This window comes from Fulvivirga maritima (assembly GCF_021389955.1).
Lineage (GTDB): Bacteria > Bacteroidota > Bacteroidia > Cytophagales > Cyclobacteriaceae > Fulvivirga > Fulvivirga maritima.
The window spans coordinates 5,146,734-5,172,442 of record NZ_CP089980.1 but is presented as its reverse complement, the minus strand read 5'-3'; the positions used below and the strand labels follow the sequence as shown (position 1 = coordinate 5,172,442).

22 protein-coding genes and 1 riboswitch are annotated in these 25,709 nt (G+C 40.3%); of the genes, 7 read left to right on the top strand and 15 right to left on the bottom strand.

Annotation, left to right across the window (positions count from 1 at the left end; all coding sequences use genetic code 11):
• Positions 1–73: 73 nt before the first annotated feature.
• The 4 genes from LVD15_RS21770 (at position 74) to LVD15_RS21755 (ending at position 5,029) form a co-directional block, all read left to right on the top strand.
• A complete protein-coding gene (locus LVD15_RS21770) occupies positions 74–1,699 on the top strand; it encodes a hypothetical protein (protein WP_233777305.1) in 1,626 nt (541 codons plus the stop codon).
• A gap of 88 nt (positions 1,700–1,787) precedes the next feature.
• Complete coding sequence (locus LVD15_RS21765; RefSeq protein ID WP_233777304.1) at positions 1,788–2,993, top strand: IS4 family transposase; 1,206 nt, start codon at positions 1,788–1,790, stop codon at positions 2,991–2,993.
• Between the two features lie 239 nt (positions 2,994–3,232).
• Positions 3,233–4,474 (top strand): cation:proton antiporter, encoded by a 1,242-nt coding sequence (locus LVD15_RS21760; RefSeq protein WP_233777303.1) that lies wholly within the window; start codon positions 3,233–3,235, stop codon positions 4,472–4,474.
• Positions 4,475–4,591: 117 nt separating this feature from the next.
• On the top strand, positions 4,592–5,029 hold the full coding sequence (locus LVD15_RS21755) for a hypothetical protein (RefSeq protein WP_233777302.1): 438 nt from the start codon (positions 4,592–4,594) through the stop codon (positions 5,027–5,029).
• A gap of 1,165 nt (positions 5,030–6,194) precedes the next feature.
• On the opposite strand, the gene cobC is transcribed toward LVD15_RS21755, so the two are convergent.
• The 15 genes from cobC to LVD15_RS21685 form a co-directional block, all read right to left on the bottom strand.
• Positions 6,195–6,725, bottom strand: a complete 531-nt coding sequence (gene cobC, locus LVD15_RS21750; RefSeq protein WP_233777301.1) for an alpha-ribazole phosphatase — start codon at positions 6,723–6,725, stop codon at positions 6,195–6,197.
• Positions 6,707–7,495, bottom strand: coding sequence for an adenosylcobinamide-GDP ribazoletransferase (locus LVD15_RS21745; RefSeq protein ID WP_233777300.1), 789 nt, complete (start codon positions 7,493–7,495; stop codon positions 6,707–6,709). Before LVD15_RS21745 ends, cobC begins: the two co-directional genes overlap by 19 nt.
• Positions 7,492–8,544, bottom strand: coding sequence for a nicotinate-nucleotide--dimethylbenzimidazole phosphoribosyltransferase (gene cobT / locus LVD15_RS21740; RefSeq protein WP_233777299.1), 1,053 nt, complete (start codon positions 8,542–8,544; stop codon positions 7,492–7,494). Before cobT ends, LVD15_RS21745 begins: the two co-directional genes overlap by 4 nt.
• A gap of 41 nt (positions 8,545–8,585) precedes the next feature.
• Positions 8,586–9,089, bottom strand: a complete 504-nt coding sequence (locus LVD15_RS21735; RefSeq protein WP_233777298.1) for a bifunctional adenosylcobinamide kinase/adenosylcobinamide-phosphate guanylyltransferase — start codon at positions 9,087–9,089, stop codon at positions 8,586–8,588.
• A gap of 39 nt (positions 9,090–9,128) precedes the next feature.
• Positions 9,129–9,325, bottom strand: a riboswitch (cobalamin riboswitch).
• A gap of 498 nt (positions 9,326–9,823) precedes the next feature.
• A complete protein-coding gene (locus tag LVD15_RS26945) occupies positions 9,824–10,156 on the bottom strand; it encodes a 5-methylcytosine restriction system specificity protein McrC (RefSeq protein ID WP_255763313.1) in 333 nt (110 codons plus the stop codon).
• On the bottom strand, positions 10,110–11,123 hold the full coding sequence (locus tag LVD15_RS26940; RefSeq protein WP_255763312.1) for an McrC family protein: 1,014 nt from the start codon (positions 11,121–11,123) through the stop codon (positions 10,110–10,112). Before LVD15_RS26940 ends, LVD15_RS26945 begins: the two co-directional genes overlap by 47 nt.
• On the bottom strand, positions 11,116–12,951 hold the full coding sequence (locus LVD15_RS21725; RefSeq protein WP_233777297.1) for an McrB family protein: 1,836 nt from the start codon (positions 12,949–12,951) through the stop codon (positions 11,116–11,118). The genes LVD15_RS26940 and LVD15_RS21725 overlap by 8 nt, the downstream gene beginning before the upstream one ends.
• Before the next feature lie 28 nt (positions 12,952–12,979).
• The gene (locus LVD15_RS21720) at positions 12,980–13,360 is read right to left on the bottom strand and encodes a GxxExxY protein (RefSeq protein ID WP_370687434.1); all 381 of its coding nucleotides are present in this window, start codon (positions 13,358–13,360) and stop codon (positions 12,980–12,982) included.
• A gap of 444 nt (positions 13,361–13,804) precedes the next feature.
• Positions 13,805–14,182 carry a GxxExxY protein gene (locus LVD15_RS21715; protein ID WP_233777295.1) on the bottom strand — a complete coding sequence of 126 codons (378 nt, stop codon included), beginning with the start codon at positions 14,180–14,182 and terminating at the stop codon, positions 13,805–13,807.
• A gap of 300 nt (positions 14,183–14,482) precedes the next feature.
• Positions 14,483–17,671, bottom strand: a complete 3,189-nt coding sequence (locus LVD15_RS21710; RefSeq protein WP_233777294.1) for a type I restriction endonuclease subunit R — start codon at positions 17,669–17,671, stop codon at positions 14,483–14,485.
• Positions 17,664–19,010 carry a restriction endonuclease subunit S gene (locus tag LVD15_RS21705; RefSeq protein WP_233777293.1) on the bottom strand — a complete coding sequence of 449 codons (1,347 nt, stop codon included), beginning with the start codon at positions 19,008–19,010 and terminating at the stop codon, positions 17,664–17,666. The genes LVD15_RS21710 and LVD15_RS21705 overlap by 8 nt, the downstream gene beginning before the upstream one ends.
• Positions 19,003–19,143, bottom strand: a complete 141-nt coding sequence (locus LVD15_RS21700) for a hypothetical protein (protein ID WP_233777292.1) — start codon at positions 19,141–19,143, stop codon at positions 19,003–19,005. The genes LVD15_RS21705 and LVD15_RS21700 overlap by 8 nt, the downstream gene beginning before the upstream one ends.
• Entirely contained in the window at positions 19,136–19,750 is a 615-nt protein-coding gene (locus LVD15_RS21695; RefSeq protein ID WP_233777291.1) for an endonuclease domain-containing protein, read from the bottom strand. Before LVD15_RS21695 ends, LVD15_RS21700 begins: the two co-directional genes overlap by 8 nt.
• Positions 19,740–21,173, bottom strand: coding sequence for a type I restriction-modification system subunit M (locus LVD15_RS21690; protein ID WP_233777290.1), 1,434 nt, complete (start codon positions 21,171–21,173; stop codon positions 19,740–19,742). The genes LVD15_RS21695 and LVD15_RS21690 overlap by 11 nt, the downstream gene beginning before the upstream one ends.
• 238 nt (positions 21,174–21,411) lie before the next feature.
• Positions 21,412–22,410, bottom strand: a complete 999-nt coding sequence (locus LVD15_RS21685) for a LamG-like jellyroll fold domain-containing protein (protein WP_233777289.1) — start codon at positions 22,408–22,410, stop codon at positions 21,412–21,414.
• A 233-nt stretch (positions 22,411–22,643) separates the two neighbouring features.
• Here LVD15_RS21685 and LVD15_RS21680 point away from each other — a divergent pair, with 233 nt between their 5' ends.
• From LVD15_RS21680 to LVD15_RS21670, 3 genes are all read left to right on the top strand, one after another.
• Positions 22,644–23,912: a class I SAM-dependent methyltransferase gene (locus LVD15_RS21680; protein ID WP_233777288.1), complete on the top strand. Its 1,269-nt coding sequence runs from the start codon at positions 22,644–22,646 to the stop codon at positions 23,910–23,912.
• 67 nt (positions 23,913–23,979) lie between these two features.
• Complete coding sequence (locus tag LVD15_RS21675) at positions 23,980–24,228, top strand: hypothetical protein (RefSeq protein WP_233777287.1); 249 nt, start codon at positions 23,980–23,982, stop codon at positions 24,226–24,228.
• Between the two features lie 123 nt (positions 24,229–24,351).
• Positions 24,352–25,668, top strand: coding sequence for an LA_2272 family surface repeat-containing protein (locus LVD15_RS21670; RefSeq protein WP_233777286.1), 1,317 nt, complete (start codon positions 24,352–24,354; stop codon positions 25,666–25,668).
• Positions 25,669–25,709 lie beyond the last annotated feature (41 nt).

The following is a 25,709-nucleotide window of genomic DNA, read 5'->3' as shown; positions in this document are numbered from 1 at the left end:
ATCTCATAACCATCGCGCCTTCTCTCCTGTTACTTTAATTGAAACATTAGAATATTAAGCAGGATAATCTTATATGAATTTAAACAAGCTACTATTTAAATCTATTCAATTAAAAAGGATATATACACTACTTTTCCTGACTCTTCCCCTACTCTTTGGCTGCAGTAATCAATGGGTAGATAAAGTGCATCAACGCGAACAACTTCAAGGTCAGGACATGGCTAATGCTGAAGAAGTGGTGGTGGCGATCAGGCCTGAATATGGAAAAAGTAAAGTTCACGAGGTGTTTTTTGGTGGTAAGTACCGCGACTTGTGGGCGCAGCCTGTGAAGATGCAAACTATAGATGTTTTTAATCAGGGCTACACTTTCCGTAAGGTAAGTGGTGGACGACAGTCATTTAACTTGCAGGTTTATGATAGTGCAGGTAATCAATTTGTGCTGAGGTCTATAGATAAAATGCCTACCAAGGTACTGTCGCCCTTTCTGGCGCATTCTTTTGTGGGGGAAGCACTGAAAGACCAGGTCTCTTCCGGGCATCCTTACGCTCCTCTCACTTTGCCCATTATGTCAGATGCCTTAGGAATTTATCATACCAACCCAAAGGTAGTGCTCATTAAACCAGATCCTGAGCTGAATCAATATTCCAATAATTTTCCCGGTATGGTCGCTATGCTTGAACATCGTCCAGATGAAGATCAATCGGAATTTGATTATCTGGGAAATTCTAAAAATGTAATTGGCAGTCAAAATATGCTGGATGACTTGTTCAAGGATAATGATTCTGAAGTTGATACGAAGAATTTTCTAAAATCACGTTTGTTTGACATGCTTATTGGCGATTGGAGTCGTCATGAGAGCAACTGGCGGTGGGCTTCTTATGAAAAAGACAAAGGAGAACTCTATAAAGCCGTTCCCAGAGACCGTGATCATGCCTACTATTATATGGATGGCTTCTTTCCTAACATTATCAGGTTCCTGTTTAAACCTCATTTCCGCTCGTTTCATGAAGACCTGCCGAATTTAAAAAAGCTCAACCGCAGTGGTAAAAAGCTGGATATGCTTTTGCTTTCTGGTTTAGACTCAGAGGACTGGGTAGCCATGTCGAACACCATAAAAGATCAATTAACGGATGAAGTGATTGATTCTGCCATGCATGCCATGCCTGAAGAAATCTATGAATTAAGTGGTGCTACCATAGCCAAAAAGTTAAAGAACAGAAGAGATCAATTACCAGATAAAATCATGGATTATTACCTCTATCTCATGAAAGAACCCGTAGTGTATGGCACTGATAAGCATGAGCGTTTTGAGCTGGAAGCTCTCAATAATGGAGATGTTAAGGTGAAAATTTACAAGACTAAAAAGGATGGAGAATTACGACATCTGCTTTATGATAAAACTTTTAAGCAACAGGAAACCAAAAAACTTAAGCTGGTAGGATTAGCGGGTAATGATAGCTTTCATTTTACTGGTAAGCATAGAACGACCATTAAGATAACCGTATATGGTGGTGCCGGAGAAGATGCATTTATTAACGAATTTGATGATTATAAGGGTAAACTCATAGTTAAGGATACTGATGCCGGGAGTGATTTTAGCGTGAATAAAGGGATTAAGGTGAAAGAAACGGAAGATCCTGACGTAGAATATTTTGATGCCAATGGAGCCTTGATAAATTATTATATTTGGGACCACTAGTGTCCGAGAAAAAAGATAGGGGCCTCTGAATAATTTCAAGAGTGCCCCATAATGTGTATTTTCGGTTTACCACAACAAAAAATCACACATGAGTAAAAATACATATTTCTACGGACAGCCAATCTTTTCTCAACTATTATCGCTGATAGATAAATCGGTGTTAAATCAAATAATATCAAAACACCAATCTGACAGATATTACAAGAAATTGAATACTTGGCATCACCTAGTAAGCATGTTATACTGCTGTTTCAGTGGGGCAAGTGCTCTCAGAGAGCTTACTACGGGGCTTTTGGCCTGCCAAAACAAGCTGATCCATTTAGGTATTCAATTTATACCCAGACGTTCCACTTTATCAGATAGCAACAAAAAACGCAGTAGTATAGTCTTTGCAGACATTTACATGAAATTGTTTAAAAAGTATCGGCACCTTTTGCCGGACAGCCGCTTGAGAATGGAAGTTCTCAATAAACTTTATATTGTTGATTCAACGATTATTAGTCTGTTTAAAGATATTCTCAAGGTAGCAGGACGCCCTAGAAAAGATGGCAAAAGCAAGGGAGGCATTAAAGCTCATGTAATGATTCATGCGGCAGAATTAATGCCATGTTTAGTACGGTTGACCAAGGGAAGTCAGCATGATCATACATTTTTAAAGCAATTACAACTCCCAGAAGGATCCTATGTGGTGATGGATAAAGGGTATATCGATTATAGACAATACGCACAATGGAGTCATCAAGGGATATTTTACATTACTAGAATGAAGGAAAATGCCAGATATCAATCAATAGATGAGCTAGAACTGCCTGAAGATAAAGACTTTTGTGTACTTAAGGATGAAAAAGTTGTTATCAGTTTCAAGACTGATGGACAAGTGCAAGAGCTTCAAAATAGAAGAATAGCCTATTATGATGACCTCAATAATAAATTATTAGTGTTTATGACCAATAATATGGAGTTGGAAGCAGCCACAATAGCGGCCATTTATAAATACCGATGGCAGATAGAGCTTTTATTTAAAAAGCTGAAGCAGAACTTTCCTCTCAAATATTTTCTGGGGGACAACCAAAATGCTATTGAGATCCAAATTTGGAGTGCCCTGATCTGTCTATTATTGATGGAAGTAGTCCGAAAACAGATCAAAAAAAGATGGGCCTTCTCTAATATGGTCTCATTGGTAAGGTTTCACTTGATGGCCTATGTTCACCTTACCCGCTTTCTAAACAATCCAGACCTAGAACTTCAAAAAACAATATATAAAACCAATCAATACCCTTTATTTAGTCCATAGAGGGCTCACTTTTCCAGATTAGAAGAAAACCACTTTATTTTTGCTTAGAATCGCTAAAATTTCTTAGACCAGAGTTTAGTCGGACACTAGTGATTTGGGACTAGAAAAGAGTTACTGTCAGAGATAGGTATTTAATTGGTTTATGATATAGTCGTATAATGTCATCAACCAAGTTGTGTTGAAATGCAGATGAGCTCTTTCCAAATCCAATTCTTGCTATATATTTTTAAAATCCTGAAATGAGTATATTCCAAATTATCACCTTGTTAATTGTTATCTCTGCACTTTTTAGTTACATCAATGTGCGGTTTTTCAAGTTACCCACTACCATTGGGCTCATGATTATGGCCATGATTTTCACCTTGGGTATATCCATTTCTTCACTTTTTACGGATGTTTTGCTTAACAATGCCGTGAATATCATAGGATCTATAGATTTTAAAGAAGTGCTACTTGATGTAATGTTGAGCTTCCTTCTTTTTGCGGGGGCCTTGCATACCAAACTGCCCGATATTAAAGCGCAACGGGGGCCTATCCTCATGTTTGCTACCTTTGGCGTGCTGGTATCCACTTTTCTTATTGGTACTATCGCCTATTATTTGCTTAACGCTATGAACTTGCCTATCAGCTATTTGCAAGCCCTACTGTTTGGCGCATTAATCTCCCCTACTGATCCTATAGCGGTTTTGGGTATTTTGAAACAAGCCGGAGCGCCTAAAAGGTTGGAAACCAAAATTGTAGGCGAAAGCCTTTTTAATGACGGAGTTGGTGTAGTTATCTTCCTGACACTCTTTCAATTGGCGGCAAGTCCTGATGCCGATATTTCTGTAAGTCATATTACATTATTATTTGTAGAAGAAGTTGGTGGCGGCATACTGTTAGGCCTGGGTTTGGGGTATGTGACCTATTGGATGATGAAATCAATAGATAACTATGAGACCGAAGTAATGATCACCTTAGCAATGGTGATGGGTGGTTATTTATTAGCCAGTAGCCTCCATTTTTCTGGGCCTTTGGCTATGGTAATCGCCGGGCTATTTATAGGTAATGATACCAGAAGACAGTCGTCAATGAGTGAAAGAACGGAACGTTATGTAGATAAATTCTGGGAACTGTTAGACGTTCTGCTTAACGCTGTTCTTTTCGTGTTAATTGGATTGGAAGTATTAATTTTAAGCTTCGAAGGCAATTATATTTTAGCAGGACTAATTTTAATTCCGGTAGCACTTATTTGTAGGTACATCGCACTTTCCGGCCCCATCCAAATCTTTAAAAATAAAATGGATTTTGTGCCAAAAACTGGCCTAATTATGACCTGGGGTGGCCTAAGGGGTGGAATATCCATAGCTTTGGCCCTTTCCCTCACAGACGAAATGAACCGTGAACTTATTGTAGCCATAACCTACATTATAGTAGTATTCAGTATCATTGTGCAAGGTTTAACGGTGGAGAAAGTGCTGAAATGGGTGAAGGGTGTTTAATACATAGGAGAATAACCTTGAAGGACACCGAGAGTGACTTTAGTATCAATCAACGTATATATGGAAAGGAAACGATACGTTTTCATTACGATGTTTAACTAATTCATAATCAATTAAATGAAAAGATCACTTGTTTATTTAGCGTCTGCGGTGTTGTTGGTTCTTTTCTTCATGTCTAGCGGTGATGTGCTAGGTCAAGGCAGAGGAAAAGGGAAAAATAAAAACAACAATAAAGATAAGGAATACGTAAAAGAGTATAAATCGGAATACAAGGGCAAGCGTAAACAACAAGGACCACCACCTTGGGCGCCAGCTCATGGGTATAGAGCCAAAACCCGTTATGTGTATTTCAAAGACTATGATGTTTACTATGACCATGAGCGCGGTGTCTATATTACCCTTTCGGGAAAAGGATGGCAAGTAGAAGCTAAACTTCCTGATGTGCTAGAAAAAGTAGACCTCCCTGCTGCCGTTAAAGTTGATATCGATTTTGATGGATTAGATCCTCAAAAGCTGCATGATGAGCATTTGAAATTGTATCCTAAAAAGAGTTAATCAAGCCTCAACCATTTTTGAGATATTGATATATAATTATTTAAAAATCAATGTGTTAATTATTTACCGCGTACTTTCGAGAAATACCTTCCCAAAAGTCATCCTGAGGCACTCGAAGGAGACTTTCTGCTGACTTAGGAGCGTATGGTCTGCCTCTTGATTCACTTGCATCAGAACTTCACCGTCTACTCTTCGAGAACCTCAGAGTGACTCGGAACGCTGGCTCAATCGCGATTACATTGTGGATTATAAGCCTTCAATGGCTTTGCTAGACCACAATTCATTCTAATAAGCATGGAGTTAATGTAAGGAAATGTAATAATACATTCCCAAATTCATCCTGAGGCACTCGAAGGAGACTTTCTGCTTGCTTAGGAGCGTATGGTTTGTCTCTTGATGCAATTGTATTAGAACTTTACCGTCTACTCTTCGAGAACCTCAGAGTGACTAGGACTGCATGGCTCGACCTCAATTATATTGCAATAGTAACTATCAATGGCTCTGCTATACCACCGTTCATTCTAATAATCATGGACTTCAATGAAAGAAAATGTAATAATACATTCCCTACTTTACCGTCTACTCTTCGAGAACCTCAGAGTGACTCGGAACGCTGGCTCAATCGGAAATATATTGTGGATTATAAGCCTTCAATGATTCTGTTATGCTATCGTTTATTTTATTAATCATGGAGTTTTATGAAAGGAAATGGAATAATACATTCCCAAAGTCATCCTGAGGCACTCGAAGGAGACTTTTTGCTGGCTTAGGAGTAAATAGTTTGACTCTTAATGCAATTGTATCAGAACTTTACCGTCTACTCTTCGAGAACCTCAGAGTGACTCGGGTAGCATGGCTCAATCGTGATTACATTATGGATTGTAAGCCTTCAATGGCTCTTCAATACCCCGTTCATTCTAATAACCATGGAGTTCAATGAAAGGAAATGTAATAATACATTCCCAAAGTCATCCTGAGGCACTCGAAGGAGACTTTCTACTGGATTAGGAGTAAATGGTTTGTCGCTTAATGCACTTGTATCAGTACTTCACCGTCTACTTTTCGAGAACCTCAGAGTGACTCGGGCTGCATCGACTCTGCCAGGCATCAGAGTGACTCGGGAAGCATCAACTCTTCCAAGTCAGGCAGCATGACTCGACCGCAATTATACGGCATCATATTTCCAAACCTCCCCATACCCTATATTGAAATTTTCAAAGGCTTTGTTTAAAGGAATGTTGTTAAGGTGCGCATGCATGATTCTTATTACTCCGGCATGAGTCACTACCGCAATCTTTTGCTTTGAATCATTTACTTGAATAGACTGCCACCATTCTTTTACGCGGGCATGAAGGCCTTCCATTGATTCACCATTGGGGGTTTTGGCTGTCACAAAGTGCTCCATCCAATAGTCTAATGGTTCATTAGGAATTTCATCCCACTTTTTCATTTCCCAATCACCAAAATTCATTTCTTTGAGCCGGTCATCGGTTATGACCTGGCTGGTCAGTTGCTGCGCTAAAATAGTACAGCGTTTGAGAGGGCTGCTATACACCGTATCGAACTTCTCGGGTAACTGTGGCTTGAGCTGTCGGCATTCAGCTTCAAATGAGTCAGTAATGTCAAGGTCACTCTGGCCATAGCAGATGCCTTTAGCCACCTGCGGCGTGGTATGTCTTATAAAGTAAACTTCCATATCAGTATTAAAAATAGATAAAAAGCCACTTCTGTTACTTGTTGCGTTGCCCCCAAGCAGTCGCCGGTATAGCCTCCTATCCATTTGGTGAAGTACCTGGCCAACCACATCTTCACAACATATAAAATCGGAATGAGGGCCAACACAAAAGCATTATGGGAAAGCAAACACAAGGCTATCAAAGGAATAACTCCTAAAAATGCAGCTATTATCAGGTTAGCTCTATGCGCTTGCTGAGCCACAGGCTTGGCCTTGCTGTCGTCTGTATCTCTTACATAAGCATGGGTAAATATGAAGGTCGCGGCCATAAAACGACTCAGGGCATGGGCACTGACCATAATCATCAGTATAATCCACAAATCGGTCAAATTGCTTATTTCCACTAACAGACTAGTCTTTAGCAACAGGATGAGAATCATGCCAATGACGCCATAAGCTCCCATTCGGCTATCTTTCATAATAACCAGAATCTTTTCTTTAGTCCAGCCACCACCAAAGCCATCACATACATCAGCAAAACCGTCTTCATGAAAGGCTCCGGTAGTCAGCACCGAAGCGATAATGCTTAGCACAATACCCACCGCAGGATTCACGGCCCACGCTCCTATTAAAAAAGCTACTGCAGCAATGCCACCAACTATCCAACCGATCAAAGGAAAGTAACGAATGGATTTGTTAATATATTCCGGGCTATGATCTACCGATTTAGGGCATGGGATGCGCGTATAAAACATCAAAGCCGTAAAAAATACTCTGATTTGTTCTTTCATATCGTGGATTGCTGGCTTACTCCTGCCCCTTCAAAGCTGGCCATTTCATTCAGAAAAGTACAAGCCGACTGCACAATAGGATAAGCCACCGCACAGCCTGTCCCCTCGCCTAGTCGCATGCCTAGCTTAAGCAATGGTTTGGCGTTAAAAGTCTTTAGCATCATCTGATGGCCATGTTCTTCAGATTGGTGAGTAAATACACAATAACCTAAAATGGCCTTTTCTATCATTTGGGCCACCAGCAAAGCAGCAGTACAAATAAAGCCGTCTACCAGTATAATCATGCCTAATTCAGCCGCTTTGAGCATTCCACCACATATCTGAGCTATTTCAAACCCACCCAAACTAGCGAGTACAGCTATGGGATCATTCTTATCCAGATCTTGGTGCTTTTCCAATACTTGTTGCAATGTTTTTATCTTCCCTGCTAGTTGCTCCTGATTAGCCCCTGTGCCTTTACCCACGCAGGCTGCTACAGGCTTATCACAAATAACACTCATTAATAGCGATGCCGATGATGTGTTACCTATCCCCATTTCTCCAAAACCAATAACGTTGCTGCCATTATTAAAAATGCCTTGAACTACCTCAGCCCCTTTGGCTATAGCTTGCTCACATTGGGCAATAGTCATGGCGGGACCTTCCAGATAATTGGCCGTTCCATAAGCTATTTTAGCATCTATAATGCTATCAAAAGGGCCGAAATCATAGTTTACACCGGCATCAATGATCTTTATATCAATGTTATTTTGCTTGGATAGCACATTGATAGCCGCACCACCGTTTACAAAATTCATCACCATTTGGTAGGTCACCTCTTGCGGGTAGGGATTAACCAAACCTGTTTTAGCAATACCATGATCACCGGCAAATACGGCAATAGTGGGTGCATTTAACGATGGCGTTAGCGTTTGCTGAATACGCGCAATGGTAAAAGCGGTGTCTTCTAAAAGCCCCAGTGCACCAATGGGCTTAGTCTTAAGGTCTATTTTACTGCGAATAGCATCATCCAGATGATCAGCAACAGGTTGGATAGTAAAGTGAAGCATGATTGAGTTTTAGAAATAATAATAATCAGGTATGTAGTAAGTCATTTTAATGTTAAAGGAAGGCCAGAAACCATAAAAAAGGCCTTATCAGATTGGCTGGCTATGAATTCATTCATCCATCCTTGCAGTTCTGTGAATTTACGGCCCACTTCAGTCTGTGCGTGTATGCCCATCCCAATTTCATTAGAGATAATGATGAGGGTTCCCTCCTGCTGAAAGAGCGCTGAGAGCTCTGCTTTACCCTTTTCAAGGCATTCATCTACATTGTTCTTGGTATCAACATACCAGTTGGTGAGCCAAAGTGTAATACAGTCCAGCACCACTACCTTGCCAGAGACATCCAGTTTACTGAGGTGCTTTTCTTCCTCTATGGTAGTCCAGCGGTCATCTCTATCGGCGACATGGCGCGCTACTCTTTTCTTAAAATCACCGTCCCACTGGCGGGCAGTGGCCAGATATATGGGGTTATCCGATAAGCTCAGCGCCAGTTTTTGCGCATAGCCACTCTTTCCGGATCTTTCCCCTCCTGAAATGTAATAGATCATGGTTTATCAGCTTATTCCTGACTCTTCCTCCGAAAGCCGTTAAAATATAAGCCACTGGCAGGTCTTCTGGCTCGCTTCCAATGTTTTTGGCCTTCCCATTCTACAGAATAGTGGCAAGAGGTAAAACAACTTTCAGAAACTTACAGCTACGGGGATAGCTCCGGACTTTCACCGAATTCCCATTTTAATTCATTGCAGCCTGAGAGGAGAATGAAACCAATAGCGAGTCAAAGCTATGGATTATGATCTAATATTGTCTTTAAAAAAATTAATTAATTCTTCTATTGTCTTAGTTATGATTTTCAGGATTTAAGGATGTCAGGATTTGAATTATACTTCAGATTAGATACCTTCTTAAATGGTATGCTTTTGCCTCCGAAGTTGTCTAAACCTTGATTTTTCATGATTTACCTGATTGCATGATTTTTTTATTATTGTGTACCCGTTTAAATTGAAGGGATTTTGAACCGGAGTTGTCTTAATAGTGATTTTCAGGATTTAAGGATGTCAGGATTTGAGTTGTACTTCGGAGTAAATATCTTCTTAAATTGTAAGCTTTGCTTCAGAAGTTGTCTAAACCTTGATTTCGCGTGATTTACCTGATTACATGATTTTCTTGTTATTGTGTACCCGTTTAAAATGAAGGGATTTTGAACCGGAGTAGATCAATATACCAATTTCCTGTCAATTGCTCTGGGAAATATTAGAGCATTTGAAAGTAAAGGAAGAGACATCTAACTTTTACGCGATGACTTTTCAGCAGAATCCAGTTGGATGGCTTTAAGAATAGCTTCACCTATTTCTCGATTCAAAACTTTTTTATTCTCTTGTACTATAATCAAATCCGCAAACATCAATCCACAGGAAAGATCGCTAAGTTTGTCTTTACTGATATTTTGAAAATCACCATCCTCTTTTCTCACAGCGTCTTTCACTTGATCTGGATAAAGCAAATAACCTTCATTTGATTCAAAGTAATGGAGGTAAGCATATACCTGACGAAGATCTTCCAAAGAAACTTTAGACTGAAACTTCCACTTGGTATCGATCACTACTTTTTTTATCATCTGAGAGTTCGATGACTAAATCAGGTTTAAGAGGTCGAGAATAGCCATTATTTGGCTTCCAAAAGGCCTTAGATGGCTGAGCCAACACCTTCACCCCTTTGCCAGATGCAGCCCTCACCAAACTCCAATAAATAAAGCTTTCCCAAAGTTTGTTCATGTCAAACATGATAGCTAGAATGTCATTGGGGCCGCCTTTGATATCCGGGTGATAATTGAGAAGAATGATTCTGGCCAGCTCAATGGCTCCTTTGTAGCTTTCAGTTTTTCGCTCATAGGCGAGTGTCCGAAAGAGCTTTTCATTGATCACTCTACTCTTAGATTCCGGAAAAAATAGTAATAAAGCTTCCGCATTTCTTCTCACAGCATCCGAACCAACCTTAGCCACGCACTCCAGACCAGCTCTAAGAATGAAATTGAAGACATTGTCCTGATCATAAACCGTATGCGCCACATAAAAGCGTTCGGCATGCACCGCATTTTTCGTGATCTGCTGATGCACCAATAGTTTACCCTTCAAGGCAGACTGATTACTGGTATTCGTTCGATATTTCTTGATCAATCCTTGATGGATAAGTCGTTCCGCTTCTGATAAGAACAACTGAAAATAAGTTTCCAGTACACTATGCTGACGTATTAGAATATTCGCTTGCGTAGTAGTCTTCGCTTCTACTTGCAGACTTATGAGCAGCATATCTAATAACACTTGTTGCCACTCGGATTTGTTTAGCTGATGTTTGTCTGTCTTAGGCAGCACCTCAATGGTGAGGTCGCCTACTTTGATTACTCCAACATGTTCATTGAAGCGAACCTTATTGAAAAAGACCTGAAAGAATCCGGTTTGATTGGCTTGCTCGTACCTAGCCAGAGCATCCAGATGCTTCTTTTTGAATTGAAGGCCTTGCACCTCTTGACCTAAGGTAAGCCAGCTCCACTCATAAACTAATATTTTATCTGCTTGCCTAGTCACCAATGATCGTTTTCACCTTTTCTAATATATTGTCAGAAGTTAGGTCTGTTAATTTATATCGGATGGTTGGTAAATAGTCATCCTGATCATAAACCGCCATTTTGGGAGCATTTTCCACCTTCTCAACAAACTCTTCTCCCAAAATCAACCTGATCTTTCCATAATCATTGTAGAAATACTCTTTCAGAAGTGGGATAATGTTCTTATTAAAAGTCTCAGCCAGCTCTTCCTTACTCAATACGTTTATGAAGTAGCTATGACCTATCTGGTGGTCTTCATCCTTTAAGTATGTAATTCGTTCATTGATTGTTTCGAGGAGCCTGGAAACAGAAACACCAAGAGCCTCAGATGATTCCATGAGTGATGGCAAACTATACTGTGGTACGATATGCTCAAAACTAAATCTACGTCTCAATGCCACATCCAATGCTTCGACACTGCGATCTGCAGTATTCATTGTGCCAATGATGTGAAGGTTTGACGGCACAGAAAACTCCTCTCTTGAATACGGCAGTATTACCGAAAGGTGATTTGGTTGACCTATACGTTTATCTGACTCTATCAAAGTAATTAACTCACCAAAAATGGATGACACGTTGCCTCTATTAATTTCATCAATAAACAGGGCATAATCATGGTTTGGATCTTTGATTGCTTTAGCCACTATTTCCTTGAAAATGCCATCTTTTATCTCATAGCCAATCTCTCCGCTTTCATCTAGTTTAGGCTTTATACCTTCTACAAAATCTTCATAGGCCATTGATTGATGAAACGTACAAAAAGAATACCTCTTAATTTCCAGAGATTCTTGAGTTCCTTGATTCACTTCTTTAAGAATATCCAAAATTTCAGGAGAGTCACTTTCAACTACAGCTTGATCAATTGACCACATTCCCTTATCATTCTTCCAAAAAAACAAAGGTTCTGCTCGCTTTGAGTATTTTACGTGCTTACAATCGGCTTTAGTATGGGTCTGTAGCATTGCCCAAATCATAGCTCTTGGATTCTTTTGGTTGCTTATTTCATCCTTGGCTCTAAGTAAAGGTGCATTTAAAATATCAGTAACTCTTCCAGAACCTAATTGCACCACTACAGCTGCCACAATTTGCCACCATGAATATCTAGCGGCAATTTTTTGCAGTTTTTCCACCTCCGTCTCTACAGGTTTAGATTCTGTGAACTTTGGAAAAAATTGTGAACTTAACTTGTACGTTTTTCCTGTTCCGGGAGGGCCATAGAGGATTTGGTTTAAAGAATGAGAATTTTCAATATTAATCATAGAACGAACCATATTTCCATTCACATCAGAATCCCCTTGTTGAAATTCGATTTTAACTTGTCTCCTGATGGTCGCCCATTTCAATATATCAGAAAGAACAAGATCTAAATCTAAGTTTTCATCGAATTGAGTAATAATACCTTCAGAGTTAAATCCATGCTTAATAAAAAGTTCTTTTACTTTCGCTTTTGGTTTTGCTCCAAGCCCAACAGTCATCGAATAGTTCTCAATTAAACTATTTTTTCCATTTTTAGACTTAAGCTTTTTATTCAAATGAAAATTGGCCAGCTGAGCGCCCATATCAATCGACTCAACTACCATATAACAACTACCATTTCCGGTATCTGGAATAGCTCGTAATATAAACTCAATGCTCAACTCACTTTTTCTAAATTGGAATCCAGGAAATTTACTTTTATCCCAAGCCCCATTCGGTGTTCCAAAAGCTACATTAGCAATGCCAACATACTCCCAGGAATCGATTTTTTTACCATGAATTAAGTTCCCTAGGAATGTATAGAGTTTTTCCGCAAAATCTTTTGGTGTCATATTCTATTGTGATCTATCAATACTTTTTCTACAAAATTCCCTTCTTAACATTCTCACCAATCATACTGGAGAAAGGTGATTTCGGATCCATAGATGGTCTTTCATCTCCTATACTATCAAGATGATTTATAGCTCGGGGAGATCCCGCTGCCAAAGAAAACAATTCTAGCTTTTCTCTTTCGTTACACCGTTGACAAGCAAGAAATAAATTATCCCAATTATATGACTCACAGTAATTGATGTCTTGTGCCTTATGGAGTCCTTCTAGGTGTTCAATGTCTTTGATTTCCAAAATTAAAACCTCTTTGATAAAGGAATCTACCCGACGGCCCCCAACATCATGCCCTTTGAATTCTAGTGGCATTTCCAATTCTCGTTCTTGTAAAATATTGTTCAAGTTCAATTCAATACTGAATGTTCGTTCTTATACTACCTATTGAAATCCATTACCTAATACTTTATGAATCTCCATACAGGCGCCAATTATTTAATGAGTTAATTCCTGATGTTCCATGCTGCAAATACCTAATCAAGTAATCCTTTAATCCTTTCAATCATGGTTAAGACTTACTTGCTCAGCCATTTAAAATCCGTTTGCATAATTTAATTATTTCTATTGTCTAAACCTTGATTTCTTATAATTTACCTGATTACTTGATTTTTTTTTATTGTGTACCCGTTTTAATTGAAGGGATTTTGAGCCGAAGTTGTCTGAATAATGATTTTCAGGATTTAAGGATGTCAGGATTTGAGTTGTACTTCGGGTTAAATACCTTCTCGAATTGTAAGCCTCCTTCATTGTCAGAATCACTGATTCTCACGGATTTACAGATTACACGGATTAAGGAGTGTTTCATGAAACAAGGCGTTTAAAGGTTAAACTCTTACTACCAAAGTTGATCAGCAGGCCTACCTCAAGTTTGTAAGCTTTGAGATAATTCAAGGCTTGGGCCAGGTGTACGTCTTGGAGCTCTATAATAGCTTTGAGCTCTACCAAAACTTTTCCTTCTACCACAAAGTCTGCTCTTCTCGTACCAACAGGATCAGGCAGGTCCTTATAAAATATGTCTTGTTCGATCTCACGTTCAAATTCAAGCTTACGCTGAGTCATTTCCCATGCCAAGGCACGTTGGTAAATCACTTCCTGAAATCCATTACCCAAGAATCCATGCACATCAAAAGCGGCACCAATTATCTTCTCTGTTATGTCTTTATATTTCAGTTCAGCCATTTAAAATCCGTTTTCAATAATCTAATCATCCTCTTTGTCAGAACCACGGATTTGTCCGGATTAGAGGATTGTACAGATTAAGCACTTCATACTTTTAAATCCGTGTCTTCAGCGTCATCTTTTTAATCCGTGATTCTGACAGTTTTTCATACTTTATAAACTTAATCAAGTCATCCTTAAATCATGAAAATCATGGTTAAGACATGTTCCATCCTACAAATAATTAATCATGTAATCCTCTAATCCTTTTGAATCATGGTTAAGACACTTTTACATCCTCTAATCCTCATTCAGACTTTCTCACCCCCTATACTTTTTAAAATTCTCAGCCTGATCGAAGATCTCCTGGTAGACTTCATCGCGATCTACTGGTGGGTAATCGTGCTCTCCGAGTAGTAGGATTAGATCCACCTTAAGCTCGGCCTTGATATCGTCTCGCTTGCTCCAATCGGTGTATTTGGCTTTGTCATCTACTACGTTCTTTACCGCTTTTGCTAGGGTGATGAGTTTATCTTCTGGATAGGAGAAATCATACTTATGAGCGAGGTTATTTAAGATGTCATAGAAGGCTTTTTCTTCAAAGGAGATGCCTAGCTCTTCGCCTTCTGAGTAGGCCTTCTTAATGGCTAGAATCATATCTGTGAGACTTTCAGCCATTTCATCGTAAACGCGACCTTCAAACGTATCTTGTTCCTTACGCTCGTTATATTGATTGACTAGCTGCTCAAACTTATGAGAGAAGTCCACTCCTCGGGTCTTGTTGGTTTTCTTCAGCTCACCAATGGCTTGCTTCAGCAGCTGCTGGAGTAGTTTGATTTTTGTGTTCGGTAACTTGATGCGATCAATCTTATCCAGGTAGTCAGGGTCAAACAGATCGATTTGTGTTTGCTTGTCATCTCCGAGCTTAAAGATCTCCTCCACACCATCACTACGGATGGCTTCCTGTATCATTTCTCGCACGCGGGCATTCATCTGAGCCGTGTCTGGAGCGTCACCTTTCGTGAGCTTAAACACGATGGATTTCACTGCGAGGTAAAAGTGTATATGATCACGATGATCCTCTGTAAACTCTTCACTGCCGCAGCAGATATCATAAGAAGCTTTGAGGCGCTTCACCAGGTCTACAAATCTGCGCTCCTGCTGCTGGGTAAGCATCACAAACTCAGAGGCCCTATTGAGGCAATCGTATTGTTGTTTCGGTACTCCAGTGAAAAAGTCTGAGGTATCGAATTTATGGAAGTATTTGGATAATACATCCAGCATGTCTTTTACCACAATGATGGATTGGCCCACTTCCTCTATGCTTCGCTCCTCTTCCTTGGAGTACATCGCAAGGGCTTGGTTCATCTGTCTTTTGATGCCAATGTAATCTACTACAAGCCCTTTGTCCTTGCCTTCAAACTTTCGGTTTACCCTGGAAATGGTTTGGATTAAGGTATGTTTTTGAATGGGTTTATCGATGTAAATGGTGTCCAGAAAAGGCACATCAAATCCGGTCAGCCACATATCCACTACCATGGCGATTTTAAAATTGGATTTGGGTTCTTTAAACTGTCTGTCTAGTTCCTTTCTGTATTCCTTGTTGCCCAATAGATCGTAAAGCGCCTTGGTATCATCCTGGCCTCTGGTCATGACCATATTGATCTTGGCCATGGGCTTGAGTTCTTTCTTTTCTTTATCAGTGAGTTCTGCGCCTTCCTCACAAGCTTTGACCTCTCCCCATTCTGGTCGGATGTCCAGAATTTCCTGATACAGGTCATAAGCAATCTCACGGGCTGAGCATACAAACATGGCCTTACCTTTCACCGATGCGCCTTCACTAACACGCTCTTCGTAGTGGCGAATGAAATCTTCGGCTATGGCTCGCAATCTATCTCGATCTCCAATAATCGTATTCATCCGAGTGGTCGCCTTCTTGCTTTCCTCTACCTGATATTCACTAGCTCCAGCCTCCTCGGCTTCTTTGTAATAGCGCTCGATCTCCTGTAGCTTATCATGATCCAGCAGCACCTTGGCGGCCCGACCCTCATAAACGATCCTCACAGTGATTTCATCCGTCACTGACTCTTTCATGGTGTAGGAGTCTACCACTGCACCAAATACATCCAGTGTAGCATCTACCGGAGTTCCTGTAAAGCCAACATAGGTGGCATTAGGCAAGCTGTCATGCAGGTATTTGGCAAAACCATAACTGCGCTTGACCTGACCATCTGCTACCCGAATTTTCTGATCCAGGTTGACTTGGCTTCTGTGCGCTTCATCGGAAATGCAAATGACGTTGGTGCGCTCGGTGAGCAGCTCGGTATCTTCGGTAAACTTATGAATAGTGGTAAGGAATACGCCACCAGAGTTTCTGCCTCTCAGCAGTTCCCTGAGTTCCTGTCTACTGCCTACACTTTTGACGAGCTGATCGCCAATGTAGCCCTTGGCTCCTTCGAACTGCTCTGACAACTGATCATCCAGATCAGTACGATCGGTAATCACCACAATGGTAGGGCTGGAAAAGAAAGTGCTCCGCATCAGTAAGCGTGTGAGGAATAGCATGGTAAAACTCTTGCCGCAACCTGTAGCACCGAAATAAGTACCTCCTTTACCATCTCCATCCGGCTTCATGTGTGCCTTGATGTTTTCGTAGAGTTTTCTGGATGCATAATACTGCGGATACCGACAAAGAATCTTCGCTTCTTTCTTACTGCTATCAGGGATGAAAATGAAGTTTCGGATAATGTCTCGCAACCGCTTGCGATCAAACATGCCCTGAATGAGCGTGTAAGTACCGTCTATTCCATCCTTCTCTATTGATTCATCTCCAGTGATTTTCCTCCAGGAATAGAAAAACTCATAAGGAGCAAAAAAGGAACCTGCCTTGGTATTGATGCCATCACTGATCACACAGAAGGCATTGTATTTAAACAGCTCCGGAATGTCTTTTCTATACCGATTGGTGATTTGGCGATATGCCTGATAGATGTTCACTTCTTCTCTGGAAGTGGACTTTAGCTCAAACACCACCAGCGGCAACCCATTGATGTAAACGATCACATCGGGTATGCGCTTCTCCAGGCCATCTATAGCCAACTGACTCACCACTTTATAGGTATTCTTGTCTGCTGCTGAGTAATCGATCAGCTCAATGAACAGGTCCTTTTGGGTGTGGTCATCTCGCTTGAAGACAAAGCCATCACAGACCTTTTTCATTATGGCCTTGTTGGTATCATAGAGGTCTGATGCGGGTAAGCGCTCCAGGTCCTGAATGATGCGCGTGACCTCAGCGAAAGTGATTCCTTCGTCTTTGTATTGCGATAGTAGGAAATCCGTAAGGTCTGACTTGATAAGCACCTCTGCACTAAAGGCATGACCATATTTTTCTTCCGGCTCTTGCACGCCAGATTGTGCCCTGACGGCTGCTCCAGCAAGGAACTCCATGCCCTGATCTTCCAGCAAGGCGATGAAAGTAGTCTCTAGCGATGATTCATTAAACTTAGACATGATCAGCAATGATTTGTGCAGCTTCAGGCACTCTGAGCTCTCCTGAAATGAGTTTTGGAAGAAGGGTGTCTCGCAAAGAAGAGAGTACTGAATTTTCCTCTTTGTTGGCTCTTATTCGATCCATAATTGGATCAGAAAGGGCATTCCAATGTTTTAAAATGTGATATTCAGGAATACAGACTAATATTGAATTTACTGTTTCCAAACTAATATTTGCTTGTACAGCTTGAACGATTTTCTCACTAATAAATCTAAATGTAAAGTCAGATTTCAAAGTGAATAGGACCAAATTATTGTATTGGCTTTTATCTTTTAGCCTTATGAAAGCAATAGCTTGATTGCAGTTAGAATTATTTAAAGAAACAGGAAGTTGAGCTATTCTACCTATGGTTCCTGCTATAGTAATTAGCAAATCTCCAGATTCTAATATTGACCTTTTTAAAGATGATAAATGAACTTCTTCTGGAATCATATCCAATTCAGAAGATATAGTCCCATCATCAGAAATATCTCTAGCTTTTAAGAATGGAATCACTTCGTCAAGATCTATAATCTCGTTTTTTCTCGGAGTTGTTCCTTTTGAAACCTTGGATACAAGCTCACGAATTTCTGTCACCTCCCACCCTTCAGGAATCCAGCCAAGCTCTTCGGTGAAGGTAAAGCTGTCCGGGAATAAATCCAGAATACCACCTCCCCCTTCGGGTACTCCTCCTTCTAAGGAGGAGAGCTTTTTACGCTTCTCGGCTTTTTGCTGTAGTGACTCAGGGATGTCATGGCCTGCTGCCAGTGCTTTGTCTATCACCGGATCAAAGTCCACAAACCAACTCTTAAACAACGCCTTAGCCATCTCCTCCAAGGTCTCATTCATCTGGCGGTTGAGTTCTATTTTGTCGTCTAGTGAATCAAGAATTCTCACTATAGACCTTTGAGCACTGGGATCAGGAAGTAAAACTTTTATTCTTTTTAAATCTCCCTGAGTAATCTTAGGCCGTGTTGATCCAGACACAAAACTATTGATATCAGCAACTTGTAAGGCATAACAAATGTATTGCGTGATGTTTCCATTTTTTCCCTCAAGTATGTGAGCATGATTATTCACCCAAAACTTCCCTTTTGCCATAAATGCAATCGGTGTATTTTGAGTTCTTATATTATCACCATCCTCAGATAACAATAAGTAATCACCATCGAACAAATAACCTTCAACATAATCTGTTATTCCTGATGCCCCATAGTATGGATATGGTCCAGAAACTCTTTCACTACTTTTTATAGGTTTCCGTTTTGAATCAAGAATATTAACAACATCTTGAAGTTCATATTCTCTAAACTCAATCATACCCCAACAGCTTTAAATTTTCCCTAATCGCCTGATCCAGTGCTTTAGACTGGTTCATTTGCTGATATAATTGTTGGGTCAGTGCTCCCATCTTTTCTTCAAACGGTACCCCATCATCTTCCACATTAGCCATGCCCACATAGCGCCCAGGAGTGAGCACATAGTCGTTTGCGGCTATTTCTTTGAGGGTGGCCGTAGGCCGGGGTGGTTGTTTTATACCAACCAAATTCCTTTTTGACCGCTTCCAAAACATTCTCAGCATGATCAAAAACTTCCTTGTTCTCGAAACGAAGCACTTTGATCCCAACATGCTTTAAAAACAAGTCTCGCTCATGGTCATATTCAGCCTGAATCACATCATTGTGAACTTCACCATCTAGCTCAATAGCCAATCGCTCCGAGGGACAATAAAAATCCAGAATATAATTTTCCACACTATGCTGTCGTCTGAACTTACGACCCTCCAGTTGTTTTTTACTTAGCATAGTCCAAAGAGTAGCCTCTGCAGCAGTGCTATTATTCCTTAGATTTTTTCGGAAGGTTTTGAGGTATGGAAGGTTCATACTTCCTCTTATCTCCCCCTCGTTTTCAAGGAGAGGTGGTTGTAGGTCGGCGTGATTGATTTGGTAACCACTTTCCGATTCGGGAGTTTGTTTAGAACCACCTCCCCCTTCGGGTACTCCTCCTTCCAAGGAGGAGAGCTTTTGAGGGTTGCTCCCTTCGGGTATTTCACCTTCCACGGAGGAGAGCTTTTTGGGGGTTGTTCCCTTCGGGTATTTCACTTTCCAAGGAGGAGAGCTTTTGAGGGTTGTTCCCTTCGGGTATTTCACCTTCCACGGAGGAGAGCTTTTGAGGAGCATTGCGCCAGCTGTGATAAGTCTGGGCTATTTTCGCCAGATCTTCTTCCGTCAGTTCCTTATGCACCCTGTCTATCATGGTGCCCATTTCCCGAGCATCTATGAATAGCGTTTCGCCTTCACGGTTGCGGTAGCCATGTTCCTTGTCTTCTTTTTTAGTTTTGGTCATGAACCAGAGGCACACTGGTATCTGCGTGGTGTAGAAAAGCTGTCCCGGTAAGGCAATCATACAGTCTACCAAGTCATTTTCGATCATGCTGCGTCTGAGTTCTCCTTCTCCACTGGTATTGGAGCTCATGGAGCCATTGGCCAGCACAAAGCCTGCTGTACCATTCTCAGATAGCTTTGAGAGCATATGCATGATCCAGGCATAGTTCGCATTGCCTACAGGAGGCACGTCATAGCCTTTCCATCGCGGATCATCTACCAGTTCATTCTTGCCTCTCCATTCACTTTGGTTAAAAGGAGGATTGGCCATAATGTAGTCAGCCTTGAGATCCGGGTGCTGGTCTTTGAAAAAGGTATCGGCTGGTACTTCTCCCAGATTCGCAGAGATTCCGCGAATGGCAAGGTTCATTTTGGCTAGCTTATAAGTAGTAGCTGTATACTCTTGTCCATAAACAGAGATGTCTTTTTTGTTTCCGTTGTGGCTCTCCACAAACTTGATGGACTGCACAAACATCCCTCCAGACCCACAGCACGGATCATAGATCTTTCCTCTGAATGGCTCCAACATTTCAGCAATGAGATTCACAACGCATTTAGGCGTATAAAATTCTCCGCCACCTTTTCCTTCTACTGCAGCAAAGCGCCCCAGGAAAAACTCATACACTCGGCCTACGATATCTTCCTTTTCATCGGCAATGGTGTCAATGTTATTGATGGTATCGAGCAAAGCAGATAGTTTGCTTCCATCCATTCCCAGTCGGGAAAAGTAGTTATCGGGAAGTGCTCCTTTCAGTGAAGGATTGTGCTTTTCGACAGTGTGCAAAGCTGTATCTATCTTCAAGGAAATATCTTCCTGCTTAGCATGTTGCATGATGTATGACCAGCGGGCTTCTTCAGGCAGAAAGAAGATGTTCTTCATGTTGTAGAACTCCTTCATGTCCAGGTATTTCTCCTTTCCCTCTTGGATGAGTTCTTCTCTGCGACCTTCAAACTTATCAGAAGCGAATTTTAAGAAGATCAGTCCGAGTACTACGTGTTTGTACTCTGAAGACTCTACCTTTCCTCTCAGCTTATTTGCAGTGTTCCATAGAGACTCCTCAATGGACTGTTCTTTCTTACTACTTGTTTTCTTAGCCATTAATATCAATTCATCCTTTTCACCAAGTATATGATTAAATGCATTTTTAATATTGCACTATCCATTTACCAATCAGGATCGAATATAAGTAAATCCTTAAAAACAGCCTTGAGGAATGTTAAGAAAATGAAAGCTGCTGGTGGTAAAGAATTGGGATTCAGGGGGCTCTATTGGATAATTAATGTTTGAGTATAGGTTCAGGCCTTACAGACGGCTGCACAAGTTTTGTGAGGTGCTCCTATTTTGAATTATATAATGAATCCACTTCATACTGATTGATAGCACGGTTAAATATTCTTAAATCATCTAATATACCATCAAAATTTCTATCGGAATAACCTATGGTAACCCTTGGGTTGGTGGAATATAAAGCCAAACTACCGTAACTCAATTCTCTTGAATTAGCCAAATTACCGTTAATGTATATAGAGGCTATAGCTCCCTCATTTCGGTATGTACAGACTAAGTGTACCCATTCATTGAAGATAAAAGTGGTGCCAAATGAATTAAACTGATGCCCTATTGACATGTAAACCCCTGTATTGCTAAGGCCTATTACGAAGCCATTATCGTAAAGACGTCTATCATCATTATAAACTTGTGAACTTATTATGTGCCTATTAAATCTATATTTATCAATGAGAGAATCAATCTTTAACCAGCAGGAAAAAGATAGAGATTCAAGATTATTCATTTCTTCACATTTTTCGAAAAAGACACTTGTGTACTTTTTACTAAAGTCAACGGCAGAGTGTCGATTGCCAAACCGATTATCGACGAGCTTAGGATAATACCAGTCTGCGTTAACTAATAAGCCATGATTTCCGGTTTCATCTCGAAAGCTATTATCAATTTTGTAATGGGCAATCATGCCACTAAGCGGTTGAAGAACATTTATATAACGTTTTTTAATTATTACATCACTTAACTCGCCTCTGGTGGCAACCAATTTTACTGTATACCTACCTGTTTTAGTGTATGTTACTTTCGGGTTTTCTTCTTTAGATGAAGATGGTGAGCCTCCCTCGAAAATCCACTTCAATAGCTGTGGTGCCCCTCTACTGTTGTTTGTAAACTGTATAGTATCATTGGTAACTGTAATGGAATCGCTTACTAAAAAACTGGCAGTAACAGGTAATGGAACAGGAGAGTCTTCTTTTTTGCAACCGCTAATAAGAAAAAAGATAATAATTGCGAGAAACTGATTGGTTGAAATTAACTTATTGCCACTAAACATTTTGAGAATTTATTGAAATAATGATCCTTATAGTTTATAAACTGCTGATTGGCTATTTTTTGTCATCTAAAGTTTAATTCATATCATAATACGAAAGAACTTAATTTGTTTCAATACCCAACCTTAGGCATTTCCCTCCTACCCATCTCAATTGCCCATAATCAAACATTAAATCCCCCCCAACCACACAAAATCCCGAGGAATTCAATTACTTAGTGGTCTAATTATTAGTTATGTATTTATTATTTCCGGGGCGTCATCATTTAATGTCGAGTTTTCAGTTTAGTTATCTTCAGAATCTTATTGAGAGTGGCCTGTACCAGGCTCAGGATGTTGAGGGTGAGGTTATAGATCAGCAGCATACTATTGAGGGAGTCGTTTTTGCAGTTACTTCGGCTAATCATAGTGGTACTAAGCGTAATCCTATTCCTTTTTACTTGCGGGCCATGATGATTCAGGAGTTTTGTAAGGAATTGACGGTGCCCTGCTATGTATATGGTATTGATGATGTGGGGCATGTGCCTAATTTTGCGGCGTATACTGTGAAGCAGATCAGGCATCAGAGTGATTTGAGCTTAGATCTAAATCCTAATAACACGTATGTAATCTGCTCTACGTCAGTCCATAATATGTATCAGGAGTTGGGCTACAAGGTGCTGCCTGCAGAGCTGAAAGATGCCCAAAAGCAGGTGTTTGAAACGGAGCTACCCTGGGATATGGTAGAACAAATAGCAGCTTCACCACAATGGCAGCATGATGACAATATTACGCTTAAAATCCACGCTTCTACACAGCAAATATGGCAAACCTACGGCTTGGCTGAGAAGGTGAAAAACATCCTTTCAGATCCTATTATCGGTGAAGATGGTGATATCACTTCCTCCAGGGATTACAATACCTATGTGCGGCAGATGGATGAAATCGCGGAAATTAAGTTCAAGGAAACCAGTCCATATATTTTGCCTGGCCGAATTGGAGACATTGGCTGTGCTGTAGGCTCATGGATTAAGCAGGCCAGTGATGACTCTAAGCTTCGGGAATCTGATTTCTATGGTATTGAGGTAGCCCGTCAGTTGTTTGACATCTGTAATCAGCGCAAGCATAATGGGGAGTTTAGTAACCCTAATGTGTTCTTTGCTCAGAAGAATGCCGTAACATCATTGGTGTTTGAAAAGAATGCTATGAATACTATTCACACGTCATCTCTTACCCATGAAATAGAATCTTATGGTAGTCGTAATGATTTGTTGAGCTTCATTCAAAACCGCTATGATGAACTGGTGTCTGGCGGCGTGTGGATCAACAGAGATGTTATTGGTCCGGAAAACGGTGATCAGGAAGTCTACATGCTACTTAATGAGGAAGATGGCTCTAATGATGCCTTTGATCAGCAATTTACGGATAGTAAGGCGCTTTCGGCCCATCTCAAAGGTCTTTCTACTTATAGTAGGTTTCTGCGCTTCACTAAGGATTTCAGACAAACAGAAAAAGGAGACTATTGATTACAACATCAAAGAGATTGATCATCAAAAGTACATTGTATTAAAGCTTCGTGATGCTGCTGAATATATGCTGACTAAGGATTTCACTGATAACTGGTATAGCGAAATGCATGAGCGCTTTTGCTTCTGGAGTTTTAAAGATTGGGAAGCTGAGCTCAAAAAGGCTGGTTTTCAACTGGCTAAAAACTCTCATGCTTACACCAACCCATGGATCACCAAAAACAGGTTTGAAGAAAAGGTGAAGCTATTTACTCCTGATATGCAAGAACTGCCTTACCCTCCTACTAATGCCTTACTGATAGCGAGGAAGGTGTAGGATATCAAAAGTTGTGTAGACAATACGGTTTTGGCGGTTTATTACCATTTTCATACTAAATAATATAAATATTAAACCAATATTTATAATTTAGAAACATTTACAATCAACCGCCAACCGTTTTTGAAACATTCATTAGCATTCACCCTATTCTTACTACTTTTTCATATTACTAAGGCCCAATTAGTTCCGTTGGACATTAATCTGGTGCCTGGTTTAGGTACTGCCGGTTTAAATCATGATGAACGGAGAAACGTAATAGCTATCAATCTCTTTTCTGGTTACAGTGACCGTACCCTCCTACTGCAGCTGAGTGGTATTAATGGAAATAACAGAACCTTATCTCGCGGTTTACATATAGCAGGCATTGCCAATATTACTGGTGCTAATTTAGCTTCTATAGATAAAGATTATAAAGAGAGCTTATTGGGCACAGTACATATGCAAGGAATACAGATCGGTGGACTGGTGAATCTGGTTCGTGGGGATGTCTCCGGAGCACAAATATCTTCTGTTTTCAATATGAGTGAAAAAGAAATGGTGGGTATACAGTTAGCAGGTTTGGCCAATTATGTAGGTAGCTTCTCATTAGGAGCACAGGTCGGTGCTTTAGCTAATAAAACACAGCTAGGCCTGAGTGGTTTACAACTTACTTTGGGTAAAAATACGGTAGGTGCAGAAATGTCTGGTTTACAAGTAGGGCTTTTTAACGAAGCCTACAATATTGAAGGTAAAAACAGTACGGTAAAAGACCGATCAGGTGTACAAATTGGTATGATCAATAAAGCGACTAAGCTATTTGGCTTCCAAATCGGCCTTTTTAATATAGCGCAGCAGTCAGGAGGAACGCAAATTGGCCTTATCAATCTATATAAACCGAATCCTATCAAAGGCAATACATTAGATGGCACTGCTATAGGCTTGATTAATATAGGCGATTTTGTAAGCCTTTCTGCCTATGCCGATGAAATGTTTCGACTTAACTATGAAATATCTACCGGTAATATGAAAAATGGAAAGGCAATCAGGGTAAAATGGAACAAGTATGTTGTCAATGCCCTATCCTATTCTCATGATCCTGGTATAAACCATTCTTACGGAATTGGCTATAGCCTAAAAAAGCTATATTTCAACAGATCTAATACTCCAAATATGACTGAAACTAAGTTTTTTGGGTACGCCTTTGATTTTAAAATGATCAAAAAAGATGAAATAGAAATAAAGGATATGAAGGTTTTGGTTTCAGGCTTTAACATAATCTTAGGCCATAGAGTTATTCCTAAGTTGTCAGGCGTTAATGCCTTTCTCTCTGTAGGCCAAAAAATAGCCTGGGGTCGTAACTACGAACCAGAAAACCCGCTCTTCATAACCGATGCTACCCTGTTCAACAAGCACATCAAAACCTGGACGGGCGTGTCTTTGGGTTTGATGTTGCATTAAGTCAGTACGTTACCATTCAAAAAAAAAAGCTGACTTCATAA